Source organism: Qipengyuania sp. ASV99 (assembly GCF_047872805.1).
In the GTDB taxonomy this organism is placed as follows: domain Bacteria; phylum Pseudomonadota; class Alphaproteobacteria; order Sphingomonadales; family Sphingomonadaceae; genus Erythrobacter.
In genome coordinates, this window is the sequence record NZ_JBLQUK010000002.1 from 110,527 (window position 1) to 129,916 (window position 19,390).

At 61.8% G+C, this 19,390-nt stretch carries 15 protein-coding genes and 1 tRNA gene; 9 read left to right on the forward strand and 7 right to left on the reverse strand.

Features of this window, described 5'->3' with window-relative positions; all coding sequences use genetic code 11:
• Window position 1 precedes the first annotated feature (1 nt).
• Together ACM64M_RS04430 and ACM64M_RS04435 are read right to left on the reverse strand one after the other, a co-directional pair.
• The gene (locus ACM64M_RS04430) at window positions 2-1,081 is read right to left on the reverse strand and encodes a galactose-1-phosphate uridylyltransferase (RefSeq protein WP_416227456.1); all 1,080 of its coding nucleotides are present in this window, start codon (window positions 1,079-1,081) and stop codon (window positions 2-4) included.
• Window positions 1,078-3,267 (reverse strand): alpha-galactosidase, encoded by a 2,190-nt coding sequence (locus ACM64M_RS04435; RefSeq protein WP_416227457.1) that lies wholly within the window; start codon window positions 3,265-3,267, stop codon window positions 1,078-1,080. The genes ACM64M_RS04430 and ACM64M_RS04435 overlap by 4 nt, the downstream gene beginning before the upstream one ends.
• Window positions 3,268-3,346: 79 nt before the next feature.
• Here ACM64M_RS04435 and ACM64M_RS04440 point away from each other — a divergent pair, with 79 nt between their 5' ends.
• Entirely contained in the window at window positions 3,347-4,783 is a 1,437-nt protein-coding gene (locus ACM64M_RS04440) for an SLC5 family protein (RefSeq protein WP_416227458.1), read from the forward strand.
• A 46-nt stretch (window positions 4,784-4,829) separates the two neighbouring features.
• Here the strand turns inward: ACM64M_RS04440 and ACM64M_RS04445 are convergent.
• Window positions 4,830-4,905 (reverse strand) — tRNA-Thr (locus tag ACM64M_RS04445).
• 209 nt (window positions 4,906-5,114) lie between these two features.
• On the opposite strand from ACM64M_RS04445, the gene ACM64M_RS04450 reads away from it, so the two are divergent.
• Window positions 5,115-5,516 carry a TM2 domain-containing protein gene (locus tag ACM64M_RS04450; protein WP_416227459.1) on the forward strand — a complete coding sequence of 134 codons (402 nt, stop codon included), beginning with the start codon at window positions 5,115-5,117 and terminating at the stop codon, window positions 5,514-5,516.
• 73 nt (window positions 5,517-5,589) lie between these two features.
• Here the strand turns inward: ACM64M_RS04450 and ACM64M_RS04455 are convergent, their stop codons facing one another.
• Both ACM64M_RS04455 and ACM64M_RS04460 read right to left on the reverse strand, forming a co-directional pair.
• Window positions 5,590-6,489: a hypothetical protein gene (locus tag ACM64M_RS04455; RefSeq protein ID WP_416227460.1), complete on the reverse strand. Its 900-nt coding sequence runs from the start codon at window positions 6,487-6,489 to the stop codon at window positions 5,590-5,592.
• Window positions 6,486-7,805: a replication-associated recombination protein A gene (locus ACM64M_RS04460; RefSeq protein ID WP_416227461.1), complete on the reverse strand. Its 1,320-nt coding sequence runs from the start codon at window positions 7,803-7,805 to the stop codon at window positions 6,486-6,488. Before ACM64M_RS04460 ends, ACM64M_RS04455 begins: the two co-directional genes overlap by 4 nt.
• Window positions 7,806-7,925: 120 nt before the next feature.
• Between ACM64M_RS04460 and ACM64M_RS04465 the strand changes: the two genes are divergently transcribed.
• On the forward strand, window positions 7,926-8,576 hold the full coding sequence (locus ACM64M_RS04465) for a PadR family transcriptional regulator (protein WP_416227462.1): 651 nt from the start codon (window positions 7,926-7,928) through the stop codon (window positions 8,574-8,576).
• Window positions 8,577-8,667: 91 nt separating this feature from the next.
• Complete coding sequence (locus ACM64M_RS04470) at window positions 8,668-9,153, forward strand: hypothetical protein (protein ID WP_416227463.1); 486 nt, start codon at window positions 8,668-8,670, stop codon at window positions 9,151-9,153.
• Window positions 9,154-9,157: 4 nt separating this feature from the next.
• Here ACM64M_RS04470 and ACM64M_RS04475 read toward each other — a convergent pair whose 3' ends face one another.
• Window positions 9,158-10,372 (reverse strand): glycosyltransferase family 4 protein, encoded by a 1,215-nt coding sequence (locus ACM64M_RS04475; protein ID WP_416227464.1) that lies wholly within the window; start codon window positions 10,370-10,372, stop codon window positions 9,158-9,160.
• Window positions 10,373-10,521: 149 nt separating this feature from the next.
• On the opposite strand from ACM64M_RS04475, the gene ACM64M_RS04480 reads away from it, so the two are divergent.
• The 3 genes from ACM64M_RS04480 (at window position 10,522) to ACM64M_RS04490 (ending at window position 14,605) form a co-directional block, all read left to right on the forward strand.
• Window positions 10,522-11,700 carry a phosphoserine transaminase gene (locus ACM64M_RS04480; RefSeq protein WP_416227465.1) on the forward strand — a complete coding sequence of 393 codons (1,179 nt, stop codon included), beginning with the start codon at window positions 10,522-10,524 and terminating at the stop codon, window positions 11,698-11,700.
• A 106-nt stretch (window positions 11,701-11,806) separates the two neighbouring features.
• Window positions 11,807-13,390 carry a phosphoglycerate dehydrogenase gene (gene serA, locus ACM64M_RS04485; RefSeq protein WP_416227466.1) on the forward strand — a complete coding sequence of 528 codons (1,584 nt, stop codon included), beginning with the start codon at window positions 11,807-11,809 and terminating at the stop codon, window positions 13,388-13,390.
• Between the two features lie 105 nt (window positions 13,391-13,495).
• On the forward strand, window positions 13,496-14,605 hold the full coding sequence (locus ACM64M_RS04490; RefSeq protein ID WP_416227467.1) for an ATP phosphoribosyltransferase regulatory subunit: 1,110 nt from the start codon (window positions 13,496-13,498) through the stop codon (window positions 14,603-14,605).
• Between the two features lie 4 nt (window positions 14,606-14,609).
• Here the strand turns inward: ACM64M_RS04490 and ACM64M_RS04495 are convergent, their stop codons facing one another.
• Window positions 14,610-15,614, reverse strand: a complete 1,005-nt coding sequence (locus ACM64M_RS04495; protein ID WP_416227468.1) for an alpha/beta hydrolase — start codon at window positions 15,612-15,614, stop codon at window positions 14,610-14,612.
• Window positions 15,615-15,883: 269 nt separating this feature from the next.
• Here ACM64M_RS04495 and ACM64M_RS04500 point away from each other — a divergent pair, with 269 nt between their 5' ends.
• Window positions 15,884-17,914 (forward strand): hypothetical protein, encoded by a 2,031-nt coding sequence (locus ACM64M_RS04500; RefSeq protein ID WP_416227469.1) that lies wholly within the window; start codon window positions 15,884-15,886, stop codon window positions 17,912-17,914.
• A gap of 118 nt (window positions 17,915-18,032) precedes the next feature.
• Window positions 18,033-19,322, forward strand: coding sequence for an adenylosuccinate synthase (locus tag ACM64M_RS04505; protein ID WP_416227470.1), 1,290 nt, complete (start codon window positions 18,033-18,035; stop codon window positions 19,320-19,322).
• Window positions 19,323-19,390: the final 68 nt, after the last annotated feature.

Below are 19,390 nucleotides of genomic sequence, written 5' to 3' on the forward strand. Positions count from 1 at the left end.
ATTAAACCCCGCGCAGGGCCATTGCCGCCGCCTCTGGCATCACATCGACGGTAAAGACGCCCGAATGCTGTTCGACAGAGGCAAGATATTTGACCCGGCCCGGCGCGCGCAGCAAGGGGTAGAACTGCACCGTAAAGTGATATTGGCTTGACCCGCCGCGCGGGGCCGCATGAAACGCCATCATGGTCGCCGCGCTTTGATCGAACAGCGCGTCATAGCGGCGTGTCACTTCGCCCAGCCAATGCGCCAGCCCCTCCAGTTCTTCATCGGTGCAGTCCCATGGCCCTTCGCGGCGCTGACGCGGGGCGAGCCAGACTTCGAAGGGAAAGCGGGCAAATCGCGGCACGAAAGCGGCAATCCCGCCGTCCTCGCCAAGACCGTATTCGGGCATGGCGGCGGCGATTTCTCCGGCGAGATCAAATCCGCCCGCAAAGGCATCGGCCGCGCGCTGCTGAACCAAAGGTACGCGCTCAAATCCGTAAATCTGCCCGTGGGGGTGGTGCAGCGTCACGCCGACCTCGTCCCCCCGGTTTTCAAACGGCAGGACATAATCGCAGCCTTGTGCAAACAAAGCTTCGTAGCGGTCAATCAGCGCAGCGATCAGGACTTGCCGGCGATCCGCGCCGATGGTGAACAGATTGCCCGTGCTTGCCGGGTCATAGACCACCACGTCGCAGCCGCCGCGCGCAGGCTCTGCGGCAATTCCGGCAAGGTTCGCCGCGCGCGCTGCCGAAGGATGGAAGGCTGCGAATTTGTTGTCGAACACCGCCAGCTCAAAATCGCTGAAAGGTATCTCTGTTGCGGGTCCGCCGGGTAGGCTCGGCGCGAGCGGGTCTTCGGCGGCGGAGGGCTTGAATGTGCGGTTCTGGCGGTGCGCAGCATAGACATTCCACTCGCCGCGCAAGGGATGATAGCGCAGCTCCCCGCCTTGTGCGAGATCATCGGCAAGCTGCGGCAACGGCTCCAGATCATGCGCCCTGCGCCCATACAGCCGCAGCATCCGGCCATCGGCCTTGGTAAAGCTGCGCCGGTGGATCGGCCGCCCGCCAATCGACCGCGCGAGCTGGATGTGATCGTTCATACAGGGTGCTCACACGCTTCAAGATGATAGATCAGCACAGTGTCGGGAAAGGTCAGCGGAGGCTGAATCCCGTGCCCGATCAGTGCAGCGCCGGAAACGACCATTCCTTTGCCCATTAGATCGCCGGCGTCGATAATCGAGGGCGCGCTGAGTGAAGGATTGTGCGGCGGCCAGACCAGCCGCAGCCGATATTGCGCATCCGGATCGATTCCGGCGAAATGGATGCGCGCGGGCAGGGTGGCCGGTCCTCTTTCGAGCACCGTGTAGGAAAACAGCGCTTGCTCGCGGCCCGGCGCAGTGCAGCCGACGAGCTGGGTGCCAGGCTCGGTATCGAGCCGCCAGAAACGGCCTTCGTGGATCAGCGTGCGGTGTTGTTTGTGCAAGGCAATCGCCGCCTTCAGCACCGCCCGATCATGGGCATTCTCGGCCTTCAGGTTCAGCTCCATCCCCATATGGCCCAAGACCGCGCTGCCCGCGCGAAACGCGATGGCGAATTTGCGCCCGGTGATGTGGCAGGTCTTTGGTCCGACATGGTTGCCCAGCACCCGCAGCGGAAAGAAATGCGACGCCCCGCGCATGATCGCATGGCGCGCGCGCGCATCGTTATTGTCAGAGGTCCAGATACGATCCGCATGGCGCAGTATGCGGAAATCGGCGCGCCCGCCGCCCGATGCACAGCTTTCAATCTCCAGCGTAGGATGCGCCGCGCGCAGGCTTTCGAGCAGCGCGTAAAGTGCAATTGTCTGGCGGTGCATGACCGCGCGTCCGCCGCTGCCGGGCAGATGCGTGTCGCGGTTCATGTCCCATTTGATATAGGCAATGTCATATTCGCGCACGAGCGCGCTGATCTTTGCCAGCAGATATTCGCTCACCTCTGGCCGGGTCAGGTCAAGCGTCAACTGATGGCGCGCGGGCACCATTTCTGCGCCATCCACCCCCAGCACCCAATCGGGATGCGCGCGGTAAAGATCGCTGTCGGGATTGACCATTTCCGGCTCGAACCAAATGCCAAACTCCATGCCAAGCGCCCGGACCTTATCCGCCAGCGGGCCGAGGCCGCACGGATAGACATCGCGCGGCACCCACCAGTCACCCAGCCCCGCCGCATCATGGCGCCGCCCGCCGAACCAGCCATCGTCGAGCACGAACCGCTCTGCGCCGACCTCTGCCGCTGCCTCGGCCAGTTCGATCAAAGCGGCTTCGTCATGGGCGAAATAGACCGCTTCCCAGGTGTTGTAATGCACCGGCCGGGCGCGGGTAAGCGCAGGTTTCGGAAGGACCGCCACGCTCAGATATTCGTGAAAGCGCTGCGAAATTCCATTGAGCCCGTCAGTCGACCAGACCGCCAGAAATTCAGGAGTGCGATAGCTTTCTCCGGGGGCCATGCAGACCTCGCCCGGAAACAGCAATTCGCCCCCCTGCACATAGCCGCGCCCGTCGCTGTGGCGGTCCACTCTCAGGCGGTGATTGCCGCTCCATGCGAGGTGAAACCCGGCAGCGAGCCCGTGCATCTCGCCGGTGCCGGGGGCCGCCAGAATTCCGCCGGGGAAGGCATCGTGGCTGGTCCGGCCTGCCTTGTTTTCGCGCAGAATGCTGCCTTGAAACGCGGGCACTTCCTCAATCTGAAACTCACCAGCCCAGCGTCCGGTAAAGCTGAGAAAGCGAGTCAGCCGCGCATCGAAGGGAAGGCACAGCGCCGCGCACCATTCGAGCGCAAAATCGCTATCCCCGCGATTTTCGATTTGCGTGGTAACGGCGATTACGCCGCTGGACGGATCAAGCGATAAGATATGCCTTGCCGCAATCCCGCAGCGTGTGTCCTCGCATTCGAGTTCGGCCTCATTCGGGCTGGGGCAGCGGACCGCGCTGACCCGCAAATCGAGCGCCCAATCCTTGCCCCAATCCGCGCCCAAGCCCGTTCCAGTCCGGTGCCCGGCAAGCCCCGCCGGACCGGTCACGCCGACGCCCATTTCCTGCATCATGGAACCGCGCTGATATTCCAAAGGACTGCCCGGGGCGTGTTGGCGGGTCGCCAGCAGTGCCAATTCTTCTGGCCCGGCTCCGGGCAAATCGGGGCCTGCGTAAAGGATCACGGGACGATTTCCCACCGCCGCTTCGAGTGCCAGCAAAGTGCCCCCGCCGCGCAGGATCAAGTAGCCGGGAATATCATCACAGGACGGCGTCATCGCGCATCGCCATGCGCCACGACATGCATTAGGACAACCCGATTCCGCCGCAGACGCGGAAAACACCAGAGGGGTTGGAATGAGCATCATTCAGGTCGCGGTCTTTGTGGCCATCACCGGGTTTATCGCACTGGCGACCTATCTGCATTGCCGGGGGAAACGCGGGGCAGGGAGCGGCGATGAACGCGACTACTTCCTCGCCAATGGTTCGCTCGCTTGGTATTTTGTCGCCGGTTCGATCACGCTGACCAACCTTTCAACCGATCAATTGGTCAGCATGAACGGCAATCAGATGCTGCTTGTGGCGTGGTGGGAATTTGCCGCTGTGGTCGGGTTGTTCATCCTCGCATTCGTGTTTCTGCCCGTCTATTATGCCAACAATTGCACCACCACGACCGAGTTGCTGCAAAAGAAATATGGCGATAAGCATATTCGCGCGCTGATTTCGGTGCTGTTTCTGGCGGGCAATCTGTTCATTTTCCTGCCCGCAATCCTGTATGGCGGTTCGCGCTTCTTCCTCTCGATGCTGGGGTTTGATGGCGGGATTGAGAATCTGCTGATCTGTTCGGTGGTGCTCGCCGTGGTTGGCGCATCCTACGCGATCTTTGGCGGACTGCGAGCGGTGGCAGTGTCGGACACCTATTCTGGCGTCCTGATCCTGGGGCTGGCGCTGGTGGTGGTCTATCTTGCGCTGGCGGCGATCAATTTCGATCTGGGCGGCATTCCGCCCGAGCGGCTGACGTTGATCGGAGACGACAATTCCGACATTCCGTGGCACACATTGCTGACCGGCATGATCTTTATCCAGACATTTTACTGGTCCACCAATCAGACAATCACTCAGCGCGCAATGGCATCGCCCACTATCGGCGAGGCGCAGAAGGGCGTGCTGGCAGCGGCGGCGATCCGGTTGCTGATCGTGCCGCTGATCGTGGTGGTGCCGGGGATCGTTTCCTACAAATTGTTCGGCGACGTTCCCTCCGATGGCGCGTATGGCATGATCGTGGCCGAGGTGCTGCCGGTGTGGCTGTCAGGGGCGTTTGCGGCGGCGCTGTTCGCGGCAGTGTTGACGACGTTCAATTCGATCCTCAACGCCAGCGCCGCACTGTATGTGTGCGATTTGCACGAAGCCTATGGCGGCACGGTCAAGCGGGTCGGGCGGCTCGGTGCGATTGTCTCTGTCGTGATGAGCGTGCTGGCGCTGGCGCTGGTGCCGTTTTTCGCGAGTCAGGAAAGCCTGATAAATACGGTGCAGCAGCTTTACGGCCTGCTTTCCATGCCGATCCTGTCCGCCTTTGTCGTTGGCCTCGCGTTCCGCAATGTGAAAGCTGCGGCGGCGATGGTCGGGGTGGTCGTGGGGGTCGCCTTCTACGCATTCTGGAGCATGTGGTGGCAGCCTGCGCATTACATTCACGGCATGGCGGTGACGCTGATGCTGTCGGTTGCGACCGCGTTGATCGTCAACCGCGTCGTGTTCGGTCAGCGCGCGCAATGGGCTTTCGGCGCACGCCAGTAAACTGAGTGTAAACCAAAACCAACCGCCGCCCGTAAGTCTTTGAAAATGGTGCCGGCTGCAGGAGTCGAACCCGCGGCCTGATGATTACAAATCAACTGCTCTACCAACTGAGCTAAGCCGGCCCATGTTCTCGCGCGGAATCAGCGAAAGCGCCCGCTAGCCGCAAATGGCGCGCCGTGTCTAGGCCCGCCCGGTGCTGCGCGCAGAATTTCTTGATTTGCTGCCGCTGGCGCTTTGCCGAACATTCTCGGCATTTGGTCGATTCCGAGGGCGGGTGGGTTGCAATCGGCCGTGTTCAAGATACATCTTGGCGGCAACAGAGGGATCGGGAATGGACGATTATCTTCGCAAGCAACAGGCGATCGAGGCGAACCGCAAGTCGGTGGGGCTGGCCTATCTGCTGTGGTTCTTGCTCGGCGCATTTGGGGTGCACCGATTCTATGCCGGCAGCACCAGGACGGGGGTGGCGCAATTGCTGTTGCTGCTTTCGGTATTGGGCTGGGTCGTGCTGATCCCTTGGTTGCTGATTGATCTGGCGCTGATCCCTGGCCTGATCCGCGATCACAATATGAAGACCGTCGAACTGCTGGGCCTGCGCGAGATGGAGGGGCCCGTAGTGCCTGCGCGCAAGGTCGAGACCGAGGCTGACCGGCGGCGGGAGGCGATGCTGGAGGATTTGCGCAGCACCGGTTACCGTAAAGAACGCCGCGACGACACGCATCTGTATCGCTAGCGCGCCCACCCGCAGCGGGCGCAGCTTGCTGCGCGCACAGCGAGGACGCTCGTCCGGATGGGCGAGCGCAAAACTAAAACGCCCCGAACGTCCAGCCTTCGGTCCAGGCGATTTCTGCGGTCAGAAAGCGCGGCTCCCAGCGCCGCCTGTCCCCCGCCGTCTTACGCAGCCAAGCGGCGGTCAGCAGAGCGTCGGAGGAATGGTCATCGACCTCGCCATAGTGCCGCACGGGCGGGCTGCCCAGAGCCTCCAGCGCGGCGTTGAGATCGCCATAGGTCAGCAGCTTGGTGCGCGATCCGCCCGAGGTGGCGGCTTCTTTGGAGGCCAGCCCGGTGTAGATCTCAACCAGCAGCGAACCACCCTTGGTCGTCATCCGGTCGGGCACCTTGTCCATCGGCCACACCGGTAAATGCCCGCGCAACTGGTGCAGCATGCGCATGCCCGTCAGTGAGCTCTTGCCCACCTGCGCCGCGCCGACGAGGTTGAAATTGCTCACCGGACGGCATTTCATCCGGCGCTGGGCAATCTCGGATTCGCGGAATCGGCCCTCGCGGGTGATCGCACCGGGCAGGTGAAAATGCTCGCCCTCGTGATCCGCTGAATGGCGGAAATAGCGCGCGGCCTGCGGATGTTGGAGGAAACTGTGCACGCCGAGATGGGGATCATCGGTGCAGATCTCGTCGATCAGTGCCCACAGCTTCTTGGCGTGGGTGGGGGAACGTTCCCATTCGGGGAAAAACGCGCCTGCATCGCCGAACGGCAGGCTGATACCGAGGTCAACGCCGACCAGCGTGTTGGCCGGCAGATCGTCGCGCAGGATCGCCATGACTTCGGAGCGTGACCAACCGCCTTGTGGCGGCTTGACCAGAACCGGCGGGCCTGCGGTTTCAGCAATCGCCAGTGCAATTCCAGCATGCCGTTCCCCCTTGGCGCCCGACCAGTCGATGGCGAGGAAATGGTCGAACTCTCTCATCCGCGCCGCTCTTCCCTTAGCCTGTCCCAATAGGCGATGCGTTCGCGCACTTGCCGCTCAAATCCGCGCTCTACCGGGGCGTAATAGGTCTGCGGTTCCATCCCCTCGGGCCAGTAATTGTCACCGGAGAAGCCTTCATCATTGTTGTGGTCATAGGCATAGCCTGCGCCGTATCCGATGTCCTTCATCAGCTTGGTCGGCGCGTTAAGGATATTGGCAGGCGGCATCAGGCTGCCGGTTTCGCGGGCGGATTTCCATGCGGCTTTCTGCGCGGCGTAGGCGGCGTTGGATTTGGGCGCGGTGGCGCAGTAAAGGCAGGCCTGCACGATGGCCAATTCGCCCTCTGGACTGCCGAGGAACTGATAGGCGTCCTTCGCTGCGAGACATTGCGTTAGCGCCTGCGGATCGGCCAGCCCAATGTCCTCGCTGGCAAAGCGCACCAGCCGCCGCAGGACATAGAGCGGTTCCTCCCCCGCCGTCAGCATCCGCGCCAGATAATACAGCGCTGCCTGCGGGTCAGACCCGCGCAGCGCCTTATGCAGCGCGCTGATGAGGTTGTAATGCCCATCGCGGTCCTTGTCATAGATGGCGACGCGGCGTTGCAGAAACTTGCCCAGCGCCGCCGGGTCGAGCGGCTGGCCCAGCCCCGCATTATACAGCGTTTCTGTCTGCCCCAGCAGAAACCGCCCATCGCCATCGGCGCTGGCAATCAAGGCGCTGCGGGCTTCGGGGGTGAGGGGCAGGGGGCCTTCAAGGCTTTCCGCGCGCGCCAGCAATTGCTCCAGTGCATCATGCCCGAGCCGTTCAAGGATCAGCACCTGCGCACGGCTGAGCAGCGCAGCGTTGAGGGCAAAGCTGGGGTTTTCTGTGGTCGCGCCCACCAAAGTCACAGTGCCGCGTTCGACATAGGGCAGGAAACCATCCTGCTGTGCGCGGTTGAAACGGTGGATTTCGTCCACGAAGAGCAGCGTTTTCTTGCCCGCTGCGGCCATCTTGTCCGCTTCGGCAAAGGCTTTCTTGAGGTCAGCCACGCCTGAAAAAACGGCGCTGATAGAGGTGAAGCGCATGTCCACCTCATCCGCCAGCAGCCGTGCGATGCTGGTTTTGCCGGTGCCCGGCGGCCCCCACAGGATCATGCTCGACAGTTTTCCCGCGCTCACCATGCGTCCAATTGCGCCTTCTGACCCGGTCAGATGTTCCTGGCCGATCACCTCGTTCAGCGCGCGCGGACGCAGCCGGTCGGCCAGCGGCGCATCGGTATCGGAGCCTTGCGCCCTAACGGGGGGCGGGGTGTCTTCTGCAAACAGGTCTGCCATTGGTCGGCGCAAATACGCCGCTTATCAGAAAATTGCCATTCGCCACTTGCAGGCAGGCATTAAAGATATATCTTTGACCTATCGAAGATACGTTTAGACAATTCAGCAAGGAGAACGGCCATGACCTGGCACAAATATCGCAAATTTTCGCGCCGCGCCGGGATGGGCGGCTGGGACACGATGGGCCCGGTTATCGCTATGATGGCGGCTTCGGGCAATTGGGACCGGTCATGGGGCGGCTTTGACGAAGGCGAGGGCGGCGAAGGCGGTCCCGGCGGAGCTGGTGGCCCCGGCGGTCGGCGCAAGCGGCGCGGGCGCATGTTCGGTACGGGCGAATTGCGGCTCGCGCTGCTGGCTCTGATCGCGCAGCAGGAGCGTCACGGCTACGAATTGATCAAGGCGATCGAGGATATGACCGGCGGCGATTACGCGCCCAGCCCCGGCGCGGTCTATCCCACGCTGCAAATGCTCGCCGATGAAGGCAAGATCGAGGAAGCTAAATCGAAAGATGCCAAAAAGCCGTTCAAAGTGACCGAGGAAGGCAGCGCTGAGCTCGCGGAGCGCGAAGCCGAGGTCGAAACCCTGATGGGACGGCTGGACCAGCACGGCGAGCGCGCTGAAAAGGTAAGGTCGCCCGATCTGTTTCGCGCCATGGGCAACCTCGCCAATGTGCTCAAGAACCGCGCGCGGGCAGGCAAGCTCGACAAGGATGCGATGGACAAGATCGTCGATATTATCGACGAAGTTGCCAAGCGGATTGAGCGGATCTGATCGCCTTTTGGTCGCGCGCGCACTTGCGGGTGCGCGCGCGATCTGACATCTTTTGCCGGGAACGGGTCGCGCTGTTTCTGGGAGGGGATGTATGAACAATGTTTTGGGAGGGCGCCCTGAAACCCCGTGGCATCTGTGGGTGGTCGGAATTGTCAGTCTGCTGTGGAACAGTGGCGGGGCAAACGACTATGTGCAGGTCAAGCTGCGTTCCGAAAGCTATTTGCAGCAGGGCGCGGATATGACCGGCAATTCGGTCGAACAGATCAGCGCCTATTACGATGCCTTCCCGATCTGGGCAGACGCGGCCTGGGCATTTGGTGTCTGGGGCGCGGTTGCAGGGTCGTTGCTGTTGCTGCTGCGCAGCAAATTTGCCTTGCACGCGTTTGGGCTTTCGCTGCTTGGGTTAATTGTTTCAACAATTTACGGTCTGACCGCGCCCATGCCGCCCGTGACAGACCCTGAACTGGCTGCTTCGGCGCAGACGTTTCAGCTGATCTTTTCTGCCGTGATTTGGATCGTCACTTTGCTGCTGATATTCTATTCCAGCCGGATGCAGCGCGCGGGCGTCTTGCGGTGATGCGTCAGGCGGCAGCTTCGACAGCCGCCTCGGCCGCTTGCAGCGCGCGGCGGTCTTCGATCAGGCGGATATAGGTGTCGGCGACAATGCTGTTGATCGCTTCCCAGCTGTATTCGCGGCTGCGATCCTCACCTGCTGCCCCGTGCGCCATGCGTAAGCCGGGATCGGTGCAATAGGGCGCGATGGCCTCGGCCAGCCCTTCGCTGTCGGGGGCTTCTGCGCCCTTTTTGCCCTTGAGCGCGACCAGCCGCCCGGTGACGCCTTCGTTGACAAGGCTCGACGCGCCAGTCGCTCCGGCGGCGACCACCGGCAGCCCGCAGGCCATCGCTTCGAGCGTCACGTTGCCGAAAGTCTCTGTCACCGAAGGGTTGAAGAACACATCCCCGCTTGCCAGCGCACGGCCCAGCTCCGCGCCGGTCTTGAACCCTGCAAAGATACCGCCGGGCAGCGCTTCTTCAAACCAGCCGCGCGCCGGGCCATCGCCGATCACCAGCACCTTGTGCGGGATCTGACGGCGGCGCAGTTGGACGATGGTTTCAGCGAACACATCCAGCCCTTTTTCCATCACCAACCGGCCAAGAAACACAATCGCCACATCATCATCGGCCAAACCGATGGAGCGCCGCCATTCCATGTCGCGCCGCTCGCTGGAAAAGACAGTCCGATCAACCCCGCGGGTCCACAGGCCGATGTCGTCGTGCATCTTCATCGCCAGCAATTCGTCGATCATGCTGTGCGAAGGCGCGACCAGAGCATCGCAGCGATTGTAGAAACGCCGCAAGATCCCAACGATCACTGGCTCCAGAAACGCAAGCTTGTAATAGCGCGGATAGGTTTCAAAGCGCGTATGGACGCTGGCCAGCACCGGTATATCGTGATCCTGCGCCCAGCGCAGCGCCGCGTGGCCAGAGGGATCGGGCGAGGACAAGTGGACTATATTGGGCTGAAACTTCAACAGATCGCGGCTCACTTTGCCGCCCAGACCCAAAGGCAGGCGATATTCGCCGCGCCCCTTCACCGGCATCCGCACATTGGGCAGGCCAATCAGATCACCGGTCGGTTCAAAATCGGGCTTTTCTACCGTGGGCGAATAGACCCGCACCGCCGCGCCTTTACCCAGCAGCGATCCCACCAAGCGGTTGAGCGCCTGATTCGCGCCGTCGCGGGTGTAATTGTAATTGCCACTGAACAGCGCAATGCGGAGATCGGAAGTTTCCATCGCGGCTTGCAATAGGCGAGCAGCTTTGAATTTGCGAGGGGTGGAGAATATTTCCCCATCGTTCATTGACATGTCACCGGCTGCCTCTAAACGCGGCCCCGGGCCACGCGGTCCCAACGCCGCGCGAGCTCTCTGTAAGGAGAGAATACATGACTGACTACGCACGTGGGCTCCTCCATGAGCCCCCGCTCAAACCTGAGTGTCCGAATTTTTCATCCGGCCCGACAGCCAAGTTCCCCGGATGGTCCCTCGACAAATTGAAAACCGATTCGCTGGGGCGCTCGCACCGCAGTGCGCTGGGCAAGGCACGGCTGAAATATGCGATTGACCTGACCCGCGAATTGCTGGGCGTGCCCGATGATTATCTGATTGGCATCATGCCAGCATCGGACACTGGCGCGCTTGAGGCGGCGATGTGGACCATGCTCGATCCCGCGCGCCCGGCGACGGTTGCGGCGTGGGAAAGTTTTGGCAATGTGTGGATTCAGGACGCGGTCAAGCAGCTGAAACTGCCCAACTTGCAAACGCTTTCCGCCGATTATGGCGAAATTCCCGATCTCACCACCATTCCGCAGCGCAATGATGTCGTGTTCACCTGGAACGGCACGACCAGCGGCGCGATGATCCCGAACACCGACTGGCTCGAACCGGGCCGTGAAGGGGTGACGATCAACGATGCGACCAGCGCCGTTTTCGCGCAGGAAATGGACTGGCCAAAACTCGATGCGACCACGTTCAGCTGGCAAAAGGTGATGGGCAGCGAAGCCCAGCACGGCATGTTGATCCTCAGCCCCAAAGCGGTGGCGCGGATCGAAAGCTATGATCCCGCATGGCCGCTGCCCAAACTGTTCCGCATGAAAAAGGGCGACAAGATCAACGCCGGGATTTTCGTCGGCGAGACGATCAACACCCCTTCGATGCTGGCGACAGAGGACTACATCGCCGCGCTCGAATGGGCGAAATCCATCGGCGGGCGCGCTGCGCTGTTCGAACGGGCAGATCGTAACGCCAAGATTGTCAAGGACTGGATCGAGGCCAAGCCGTGGCTCAAGAACATGGTCGCCGATCCTGCCAAGCGCACCAACACCGGCGTCTGCATGAAATTCACCGGCGAATGGTATGAAAGCCTGTCAGCCGACGATCAGGCTGCGGTGCCCAAGAAGATCGTCAAGCTGCTCGAAGAACGTCACGTCGGCTATGATTTCAACGGCTATCGCGACGCTCCGCCATCCTTGCGCATCTGGTGCGGCGGCACGGTCGAGGCAGAGGATATCGAACGCCTGCTGCCATGGATCGAATGGGCTTACGAAGCCGTCAAGAACGGCTGAGACATTCGGGTGAACCCTCGCGCAGGCGGGGGCCTCCCTTCCGCTATCGCACCCAAAGACTGCCTGAGGTTTCCGCCATTGCGGGGAACCCATTGGAGCAATTATCATGACCCGACCCAAAGTTCTCATTTCCGACAAGATGGACCCCAACGCCGCGCGCATTTTTGAAGAGCGCGGCTGTGATGTCGATGTGATTACCGGCGAAAGCCCCGAAGAACTCGCCGCGCGCATTGGCGAATATCACGGGCTTGCCATCCGTTCATCAACCACGGTCACGCCCGCGATCCTTAACGCGGCAACCAATCTGAAAGTGATTGGCCGCGCCGGGATCGGGGTCGACAATGTCGATATTCCCTACGCCAGCGGCAAAGGCGTGGTGGTGATGAACACCCCGTTCGGCAATTCGATCACCACCGCTGAACATGCGATTGCGCTGATGTTCGCGCTGGCCCGGCAAATCCCCGACGCCAACGTCCAGACTCAGGCAGGCGCGTGGCCCAAAAGCGGCTTTATGGGCGTTGAATTGACCAACAAGACCCTTGGCCTGATTGGCGCGGGCAATATCGGCTCGATCGTGGCCAGCCGCGCGCTGGGGCTGCGGATGAAGGTGATCGCCTATGATCCGTTCCTGACCGAGGACCGCGCGGTCGAACTGGGGATCGAGAAAGTCGATCTCGATACGCTGCTCAGCCGCGCTGATTTTGTCACGCTTCACACTCCGCTGACCGATGAGACGCGCAACATACTGTCGCGCGACCGGCTGGAAAATGCCAAGCCGGGCATCCGCATCATCAATTGCGCGCGCGGCGGATTGATTGATGAGGCGGCGCTGAAAGACTGCCTTGAAAGCGGGCAGGTCGCGGGCGCGGCGCTGGATGTGTTCGCGGTTGAGCCGGCCAAGGAAAACCCGCTGTTCGGCGTGCCCAACTTCATCTGCACCCCGCATCTGGGGGCCTCGACCACCGAAGCGCAGGTCAATGTCGCGCTGCAAGTGGCCGAACAGATGGCCGATTATCTGGTCAATGGCGGCGTGACCAATGCGCTCAATATGCCTAGTCTGTCCGCTGAGGAAGCACCCAAGCTGAAACCGTACATGACGCTGGCTGAAAAACTCGGCAGCCTGGTCGGGCAATTGGCGCATGGCAATCTGACCAAAATCAGCATCGAACGCGAAGGCGCGGCTGCGGCGCTGAATGGCAAGCCAATTGCAGCGGCGGTGCTGGCCGGTTTCATGCGGCGCTATTCAGACAGCGTGAACATGGTCAACGCCCCCTATCTGGCGAAGGAACGCGGGCTGGAGGTCAGCGAAATCCGCCACACACGCGAAGGCGCGTTCAACACGCTGATCCGGGTTTCTGTCGAAACCGATCAAGGCACCCGTTCGGTTGCGGGCACGCTGTTTGGCAAGGATACGCCGCGTCTGGTCGAAATTTTCGGCATCGGGATCGAAGCCGACCTCGCCGGAAACATGCTCTATGTGGTCAATGATGACAAACCCGGTTTTATCGGGCGCATCGGCACGATGCTGGGCGGTCACGGGATCAATATCGGCACATTCAACCTTGGCCGCCGCGATGCAGGCGGGGAAGCTGTGCTGTTGCTGAGCCTTGATGAGCCACTGACGGCTGAGGTAATCGCCGAAGCCGAACAGATCGAAGGCGTGAAAGTGGCAACGGCGCTTTCATTCTAACTCGAACACTAAGCCCGTTCGTGCTGAGCCCTTCGACGGGCAAAGGACATGCTTGTCGAAGCGTTGCACATTCATCTAGGCTCAGCGCGAACGGATTTTAACAAAATGACCAAAGCCAGCGATCTCCTGCCCGAAGGTCTTGAAGACCGCCTGCCGCGCGTTGCGGGGCGCATTACCCATGCAATGCGCGCGTGCCTCGATGTGCTGGACACACATGGCTATGACCGGGTGCGTCCGCCGCTGCTCGAATTCGAACGCTCCTTGTCAAGCCGGATGCAGGGCGTGGCGACGCAGCGGTGTTTCCGCTTTGTCGATCCGGCCAGCCTGCGAACGCTGGCGCTGCGCAGCGACATCACCCCGCAGATCGGGCGAATAGCGGCCACGTCGATGCGCGGCGCCGCGCGTCCGCTGCGGCTGGCCTATTGCGGCGAAACCGCGCTGATCAAGGCAAGCCAGCTCGATCCAGCGCGCGAACGTTTGCAACTGGGCGGGGAACTGATCGGGGCGGACACTGTGGCGGCGGCGGGCGAAGCTGTCACCGTGGCGATTGCCGCGCTGAAAGCGGCGGGAGTGAGCGGGATTTCGGTTGATTTCACGCTGCCCGATCTGGTCGATACTTTGTGCGGCAAAGACCCGGCGCTGGATCAGGACACGGTTGAGGCAATCCGGCGCGAGCTTGATACAAAGGACGCCGGCGGATTGAAGGCGGCGGGCGGGGCGGCGTTCCTGCCGCTGCTCTATGCGACCGGCCCCTTTGCCGAGGCGCTGTCCAAATTGCGCGACTTCGATCAGGGCGGGGCGCTGACTTCGCGGATCGAAGGGCTGGCGGCGATTGCGGCACAGATTGGCGATGCGGCGCGTATCACGCTCGATCCGACCGAACGCCACGGGTTTGAATATCAGACATGGTTTGGCTTCACGCTGTATGCCGAAGGGGTGCGCGCGGCCGTTGGGCGCGGCGGCACCTACCGCATCGGCGGCAGCGACGAAGCGGCAACCGGCTTCACGCTGTTTGTCGACCGGCTGGCCGAAGCCTCTGCTCAGCCATCCTCGCCGCGCCAGACGATCTATCTGGCGGCAGGGTATGACGCCGCAGCCGCGCGAGCAGCGCAGGCGCAGGGGCACCGCACGATTGCGCAGCTTTCCGATGGCGAAGACCCCGCCGCGCTGGGTTGCACGCATCGCATGGACGGTGTGCAGATCGTCCCGGTCTGACGGTTCAGAAAATCCGCGCCAGAAACGCATCCACCGCCCGCGTCTGCTCCGCGCCAGCGGCTGTGCCCAACTCGCGGTTCATGCGCCCGTGATCGGTTCCTGTGATCGCCAGCGCCTCAGCGCTTGCGCCCGCTGCCGCCAACGCCGCCGCCAGCGCTTCGGACTGCGCCTTTGATCCCTGCCGTTCGGCCACATAGAGCGCAAGCCAGTGGGGTGCATCACTGCCGCCGACATGGGTGATGGGGGATAGGGCTGCCTGGCGCGCGGGATCGGTGCCAAAGGCGCGGGCGTAGATCTGCGGCAATTCATTGTCGCCGCCCTGCATCTGCGCCGAAACGTTATAGCCCGCTCCGTCGAGCAGCACGACGCCCGCAATCGCGCCGAACGCCTCACCCGCATATTGCGGATCGCTCGCCACCAGCGCCGCGAGATGCGCGCCAGCGCTGTGTCCCATCAACACGATCCGGTCGGGATCAAAGCCAATTTCCGCCGCGTCCGTTCGCAGCGCTGCTATCGCTGCGCCAACATCGGCAGCCTGCGTTTCGACCGGCGCATCGGGCAACAGTCGGTACCCGGTTGAAGCGAAATAATATCCGGCTGAAGTGAAATGCGCCGGTTTGGATTGGACGGTGGATTTATGATTGCCGAACGACCAGCCGCCGCCATGAATGAACAGCACCAACGGTGCCGGATCTGCGGCGCGGCCGGGTGCGTAGATATCGATCTGTTGGCGTTGGTGATCGCCATAAATGACGGTGCGGTCAGCCGGGACAGATTGCGCCGGGCGCACGCCGCCGCCTCTGGGTGCTTCTCCTCGTCCCTGCTGCTGCAGGCGTTGCTGAATCCGCTGCTGCAATTGCGCGGAGCATTCATCCGACAATTCACTGGATCGCTGTGCAAGGCACGATCTGATCTGCGCGCGGTCGCTGCCGCATAGTGCCCTGATTTCCTGCACGCATTGCCGCGAAGGGCGGTTGTCTTGCTGCGCGAGGATCGGGACCGCAATCAAGGCGGAAACAATTGTGCATGCAATCCCGCTCAGGAGGCGCGTTCTGTTCGGTATCGGCATCATGGTTCCTAACGTCTGGACCCCCGTCTGACACCCAATCAAGCGCAGCGGCGCGCACAGTTCAACCCGTTCCCGTGTCGCGGTTTGTATCCCGAACTGATCCGCATCTGTCGATCAAACGCGCGTTATGAAAACCCGCATAATCAACCTGTCATTCATTCAAGAATAGCTATACCGTCAGACTTCAACCATACGCATGTGGGGCAATCATGAAATCTGTTCGAACATCTGCTTTGGCCTGCACTGCGATGCTTGCGCTCGCGGCACAGCCAGCGAATGCCGCCGTCGATCAATATTCGGTCGGGGGCAGCGCGGCGGTCAGCATCGCCCTTGATGTGTGTTCGGCGGAAAGCCAGCTTGCGGTGCGCGGCGACGGCGGGACCGACCTTGATTTCGTATTGCGCGATCCTTCGGGCAAAGAGGTGCGCGCGGATCAGGGGATTGACGATTATCTCAGCACTGTGATCGAAAATCCCGGCGGCGAATGCGCGACCTTTGCGCTCGACGTGTCCAACCTTGGCGAAGAAGCCAATGACTTTACTGTGGTGCTGGAACCGATCACCGAAAGCTCCACCCGGGTTGAGAAATTCATCATTCAGGGCAGCGAAACGCAAAATCTCGCGTTCAAGGCCTGCGGGACCGGTGCCCAGGTTTCCGCGCGCGGGGACGGGGACACCGATCTCGATTTCATCATCCGCAATGCCGATGGCGCGGTGGTGCATGAAAATGCCGATACGACCGACGAAACCACCGCTGAACTCGCCGGGCTGTTGTCCGATTGCGAGAAATTTGAAATTGAAGTCAGCAATCTGGGTGAAGTGTACAACGCGCTGATGCTGGTGGTTGAGCCGAAAGGCGCCGACACCGCGCCGTTTGGCGGGACCGCGCCCAGCACTAGGCTCGCATCGGGGTTGACCGGCACCACGCGGCTCGCCGAAAACGAAGGTCCGGGCGAATACCGGGCCGATGCCAATTCGTCGATCACGGTCAATCTGCCGGTTTGCGGGACACGGCGGCTGGCGGTGCGCGGGGATGGGGACACCGATCTCGATTTCATCGTGACCGACGCGGTGGGGGAAACGGTGCATTCCGATGCCGATCTTTCGGACGCGACCTATGTCACGCTCAATCCCGGCGAAGCGTGTGAGGCTTTCGCGCTGGAGGTCAGCAATCTGGGCGATGTTTACAACGACTTTACCGTTGCGCTGGATGATCCGGCGGGCCGGGGCGGCGCTTCGGGTCCGGGTGAGTACCGCGTCAATGCGCAATTGGCGACCAAGGTGATGCTGCGGGTGTGTTCCGCAACCCGCGTCAGCGCGCGCGGCGACGGGGATACCGATCTCGATTTCACCGTGACCGACGCATCAGGCGATACGGTGCATTCGGATTTCGACATGACCGACCAGACGTCCTTTACGCTGGACCCCGGCGGCGAATGCGCCGATTTCCAGATGGAAGTCAGCAATCTGGGCGATGTCTACAATGTGCTGACGGTGGCATTTGATGGCGAAACAAACGCCGCTGCTCGTCCCAACTCCGCGCAAGCCAGCTCAAAACCGGGAGCGCCGACGTTGGCGGTGCGCCCGTCAGCGCCGCTACCCGCTGGCCCCTTGGTCGGGAGCGGAGCGGGCGAATATCGCGCCGACGCCAATCAAAGCGTTTCGGTTGAGCTGGCGCTGTGCGAGGAGACCTATGTGTCAGTGGTGGGCGACGGCGACACCGATCTCGATTTCGTGATCCGTTCCAGCCGCGATGCCGAGGTCCATTCGGATTACGATCTGACCGATGTCACCTTTGCGACGCTTTCACCCAGCGGCGGGTGCGAGACGTTCCTGCTCGATGTCGAAAATCTGGGTGATGTCTATAACGTCTTCACCGTCAGCTATGCCGGGGCGAGTTCGGCAGCGGCAGCAGATGTGGCAGCAAATGCTGAGGCAGTGGCAGTCGAAGTGCCCGCCGACACCGCCAGCACCGATGGCAACAATCGCAACATCGCAATCCTCAACCAGACCGGTGAAGCGCTCGATTTCATCTATTGGTCGAATTCGGCGACGCTGGAATGGGGCGCAGATCGGCTGGGCGACAGCTACACTCTGGCGCGCGGTCAGCAATGGAACGTCAACGTCAGCGACGGATCAAGCGCCTGCCTGTTCGATTTCAAGGCGGTCACCGCCAGCGCGCGCGAAATTCAGATGACCAGCATCAATGTCTGCGAAGTGACCAGCGTGGCTTTTGAATAGGGCTGTTCGATCGGGCGATCGGGTGGGGAAGTAAACCGACCTTCTCCCACCGCTCTTGCTCCCGCACCTGCAACGCCCTAGGGCCGCGCGGTTTGACCTATCAATGAAAGTCTAAGGCATGGCCAACGTCACCGTGATCGGCGCCCAATGGGGCGATGAAGGCAAAGGCAAGATCGTCGATTGGCTCGCCAGCCGCGCCGATGTTGTCGTGCGCTTTCAGGGCGGGCACAACGCCGGGCATACGCTGGTGATTGACGGCAAGGTGTTCAAATTGAGCCTGCTACCGTCGGGAATCGTGTCGGGCACGATGAGCATGATCGGCAATGGCGTGGTGCTCGATCCGTGGGCGCTGCGCAGCGAGGTGGAAAAGCTTGAAGGGCAGGGCGTCACCATCAACGACGACAATCTGGCGGTGGCGGACAATTGCCCGCTGATCCTGCCGCTGCACCGCGATCTCGATGGCTTGCGCGAAACGGCGGCGGGCAAGGGCAAGATCGGCACCACCGGGCGCGGGATCGGCCCGGCTTATGAAGACAAGGTCGGTCGCCGCGCAATCCGCGTGTGCGATCTGGCGCATCTCGATGATCTGGAACCGCAACTTGACCGGCTCTGCGCGCATCATGACGCCTTGCGCGCCGGGTTCGATCAGCCGCCGGTGGACCGTGCGGCGCTGCTTGCGGAACTGCGCGATGTTGCACCCTTCGTGCTGCGGTTTGCGCAGCCGGTGTGGAAACGATTGAAGAAGGTGCGCAAAGCGGGCGCCAAGATCCTGTTCGAAGGCGCGCAGGGTGTGCTGCTCGATGTCGATCACGGCACCTATCCGTTTGTCACGTCCTCCAACACGGTCAGCGGCACCGCGGCTTCGGGCAGCGGGCTGGGCCCCAATTCGACCGGCTATGTGCTTGGCATCGTCAAGGCGTACACCACCCGCGTCGGCAGCGGACCATTCCCGACTGAACTTGAGGACGAGGTTGGCAAGGGCATCGGGGAACGCGGCCATGAATTCGGCACCGTCACCGGACGTCAGCGGCGCGTCGGCTGGTTCGATGCGGTCATCGTGCGTCAGACCTGCGCGGTGTCGGGCGTGACCGGGATTGCGCTGACCAAGATCGACGTGCTCGATGGGCTGGAGACGGTGAAGATTTGCACCGGTTACCGGCTGCGCGGCAATGTCTATGACTATCTGCCGACCCATTCCGCCGATCAGGCTTCGGTCGAACCGATCTATGAAGAGATGGAAGGCTGGAGCCAGAGCACCGTGGGTGCGCGCAGCTATGCCGATCTGCCCGCCAATGCGATCAAATATATCCAGCGGATTACCGAATTGATCGAATGCCCGGTGGCGCTGGTTTCGACTTCACCGGAACGCGACGATACGATCCTGATGCGCGATCCGTTTGTGGACTGATGCCGGGATGAAGCGGCTCTTTGTTCTCGCGCTGCTCCTGTTGAGTGCCGCCTGCGCAGGGCCTCCCG

Bases quoted from the DNA above. Each gene is read 5' to 3' on its own strand.
- ACM64M_RS04475 (WP_416227464.1), bottom strand. From the start codon at position 10,372: ATGGAAACTTCCGATCTCCGCATTGCGCTGTTCAGTGGCAATTACAAT.
- ACM64M_RS04440 (WP_416227458.1), top strand. From the start codon at position 3,347: ATGAGCATCATTCAGGTCGCGGTCTTTGTGGCCATCACCGGGTTTATC.
- ACM64M_RS04450 (WP_416227459.1), top strand. From the start codon at position 5,115: ATGGACGATTATCTTCGCAAGCAACAGGCGATCGAGGCGAACCGCAAG.
- serA (WP_416227466.1), top strand. From the start codon at position 11,807: ATGACCCGACCCAAAGTTCTCATTTCCGACAAGATGGACCCCAACGCC.
- ACM64M_RS04430 (WP_416227456.1), bottom strand. From the start codon at position 1,081: ATGAACGATCACATCCAGCTCGCGCGGTCGATTGGCGGGCGGCCGATC.
- ACM64M_RS04460 (WP_416227461.1), bottom strand. From the start codon at position 7,805: ATGGCAGACCTGTTTGCAGAAGACACCCCGCCCCCCGTTAGGGCGCAA.
- ACM64M_RS04500 (WP_416227469.1), top strand. From the start codon at position 15,884: ATGAAATCTGTTCGAACATCTGCTTTGGCCTGCACTGCGATGCTTGCG.
- ACM64M_RS04490 (WP_416227467.1), top strand. From the start codon at position 13,496: ATGACCAAAGCCAGCGATCTCCTGCCCGAAGGTCTTGAAGACCGCCTG.
- ACM64M_RS04480 (WP_416227465.1), top strand. From the start codon at position 10,522: ATGACTGACTACGCACGTGGGCTCCTCCATGAGCCCCCGCTCAAACCT.
- ACM64M_RS04470 (WP_416227463.1), top strand. From the start codon at position 8,668: ATGAACAATGTTTTGGGAGGGCGCCCTGAAACCCCGTGGCATCTGTGG.
- ACM64M_RS04455 (WP_416227460.1), bottom strand. From the start codon at position 6,489: ATGAGAGAGTTCGACCATTTCCTCGCCATCGACTGGTCGGGCGCCAAG.
- ACM64M_RS04435 (WP_416227457.1), bottom strand. From the start codon at position 3,267: ATGACGCCGTCCTGTGATGATATTCCCGGCTACTTGATCCTGCGCGGC.
- ACM64M_RS04505 (WP_416227470.1), top strand. From the start codon at position 18,033: ATGGCCAACGTCACCGTGATCGGCGCCCAATGGGGCGATGAAGGCAAA.
- ACM64M_RS04465 (WP_416227462.1), top strand. From the start codon at position 7,926: ATGACCTGGCACAAATATCGCAAATTTTCGCGCCGCGCCGGGATGGGC.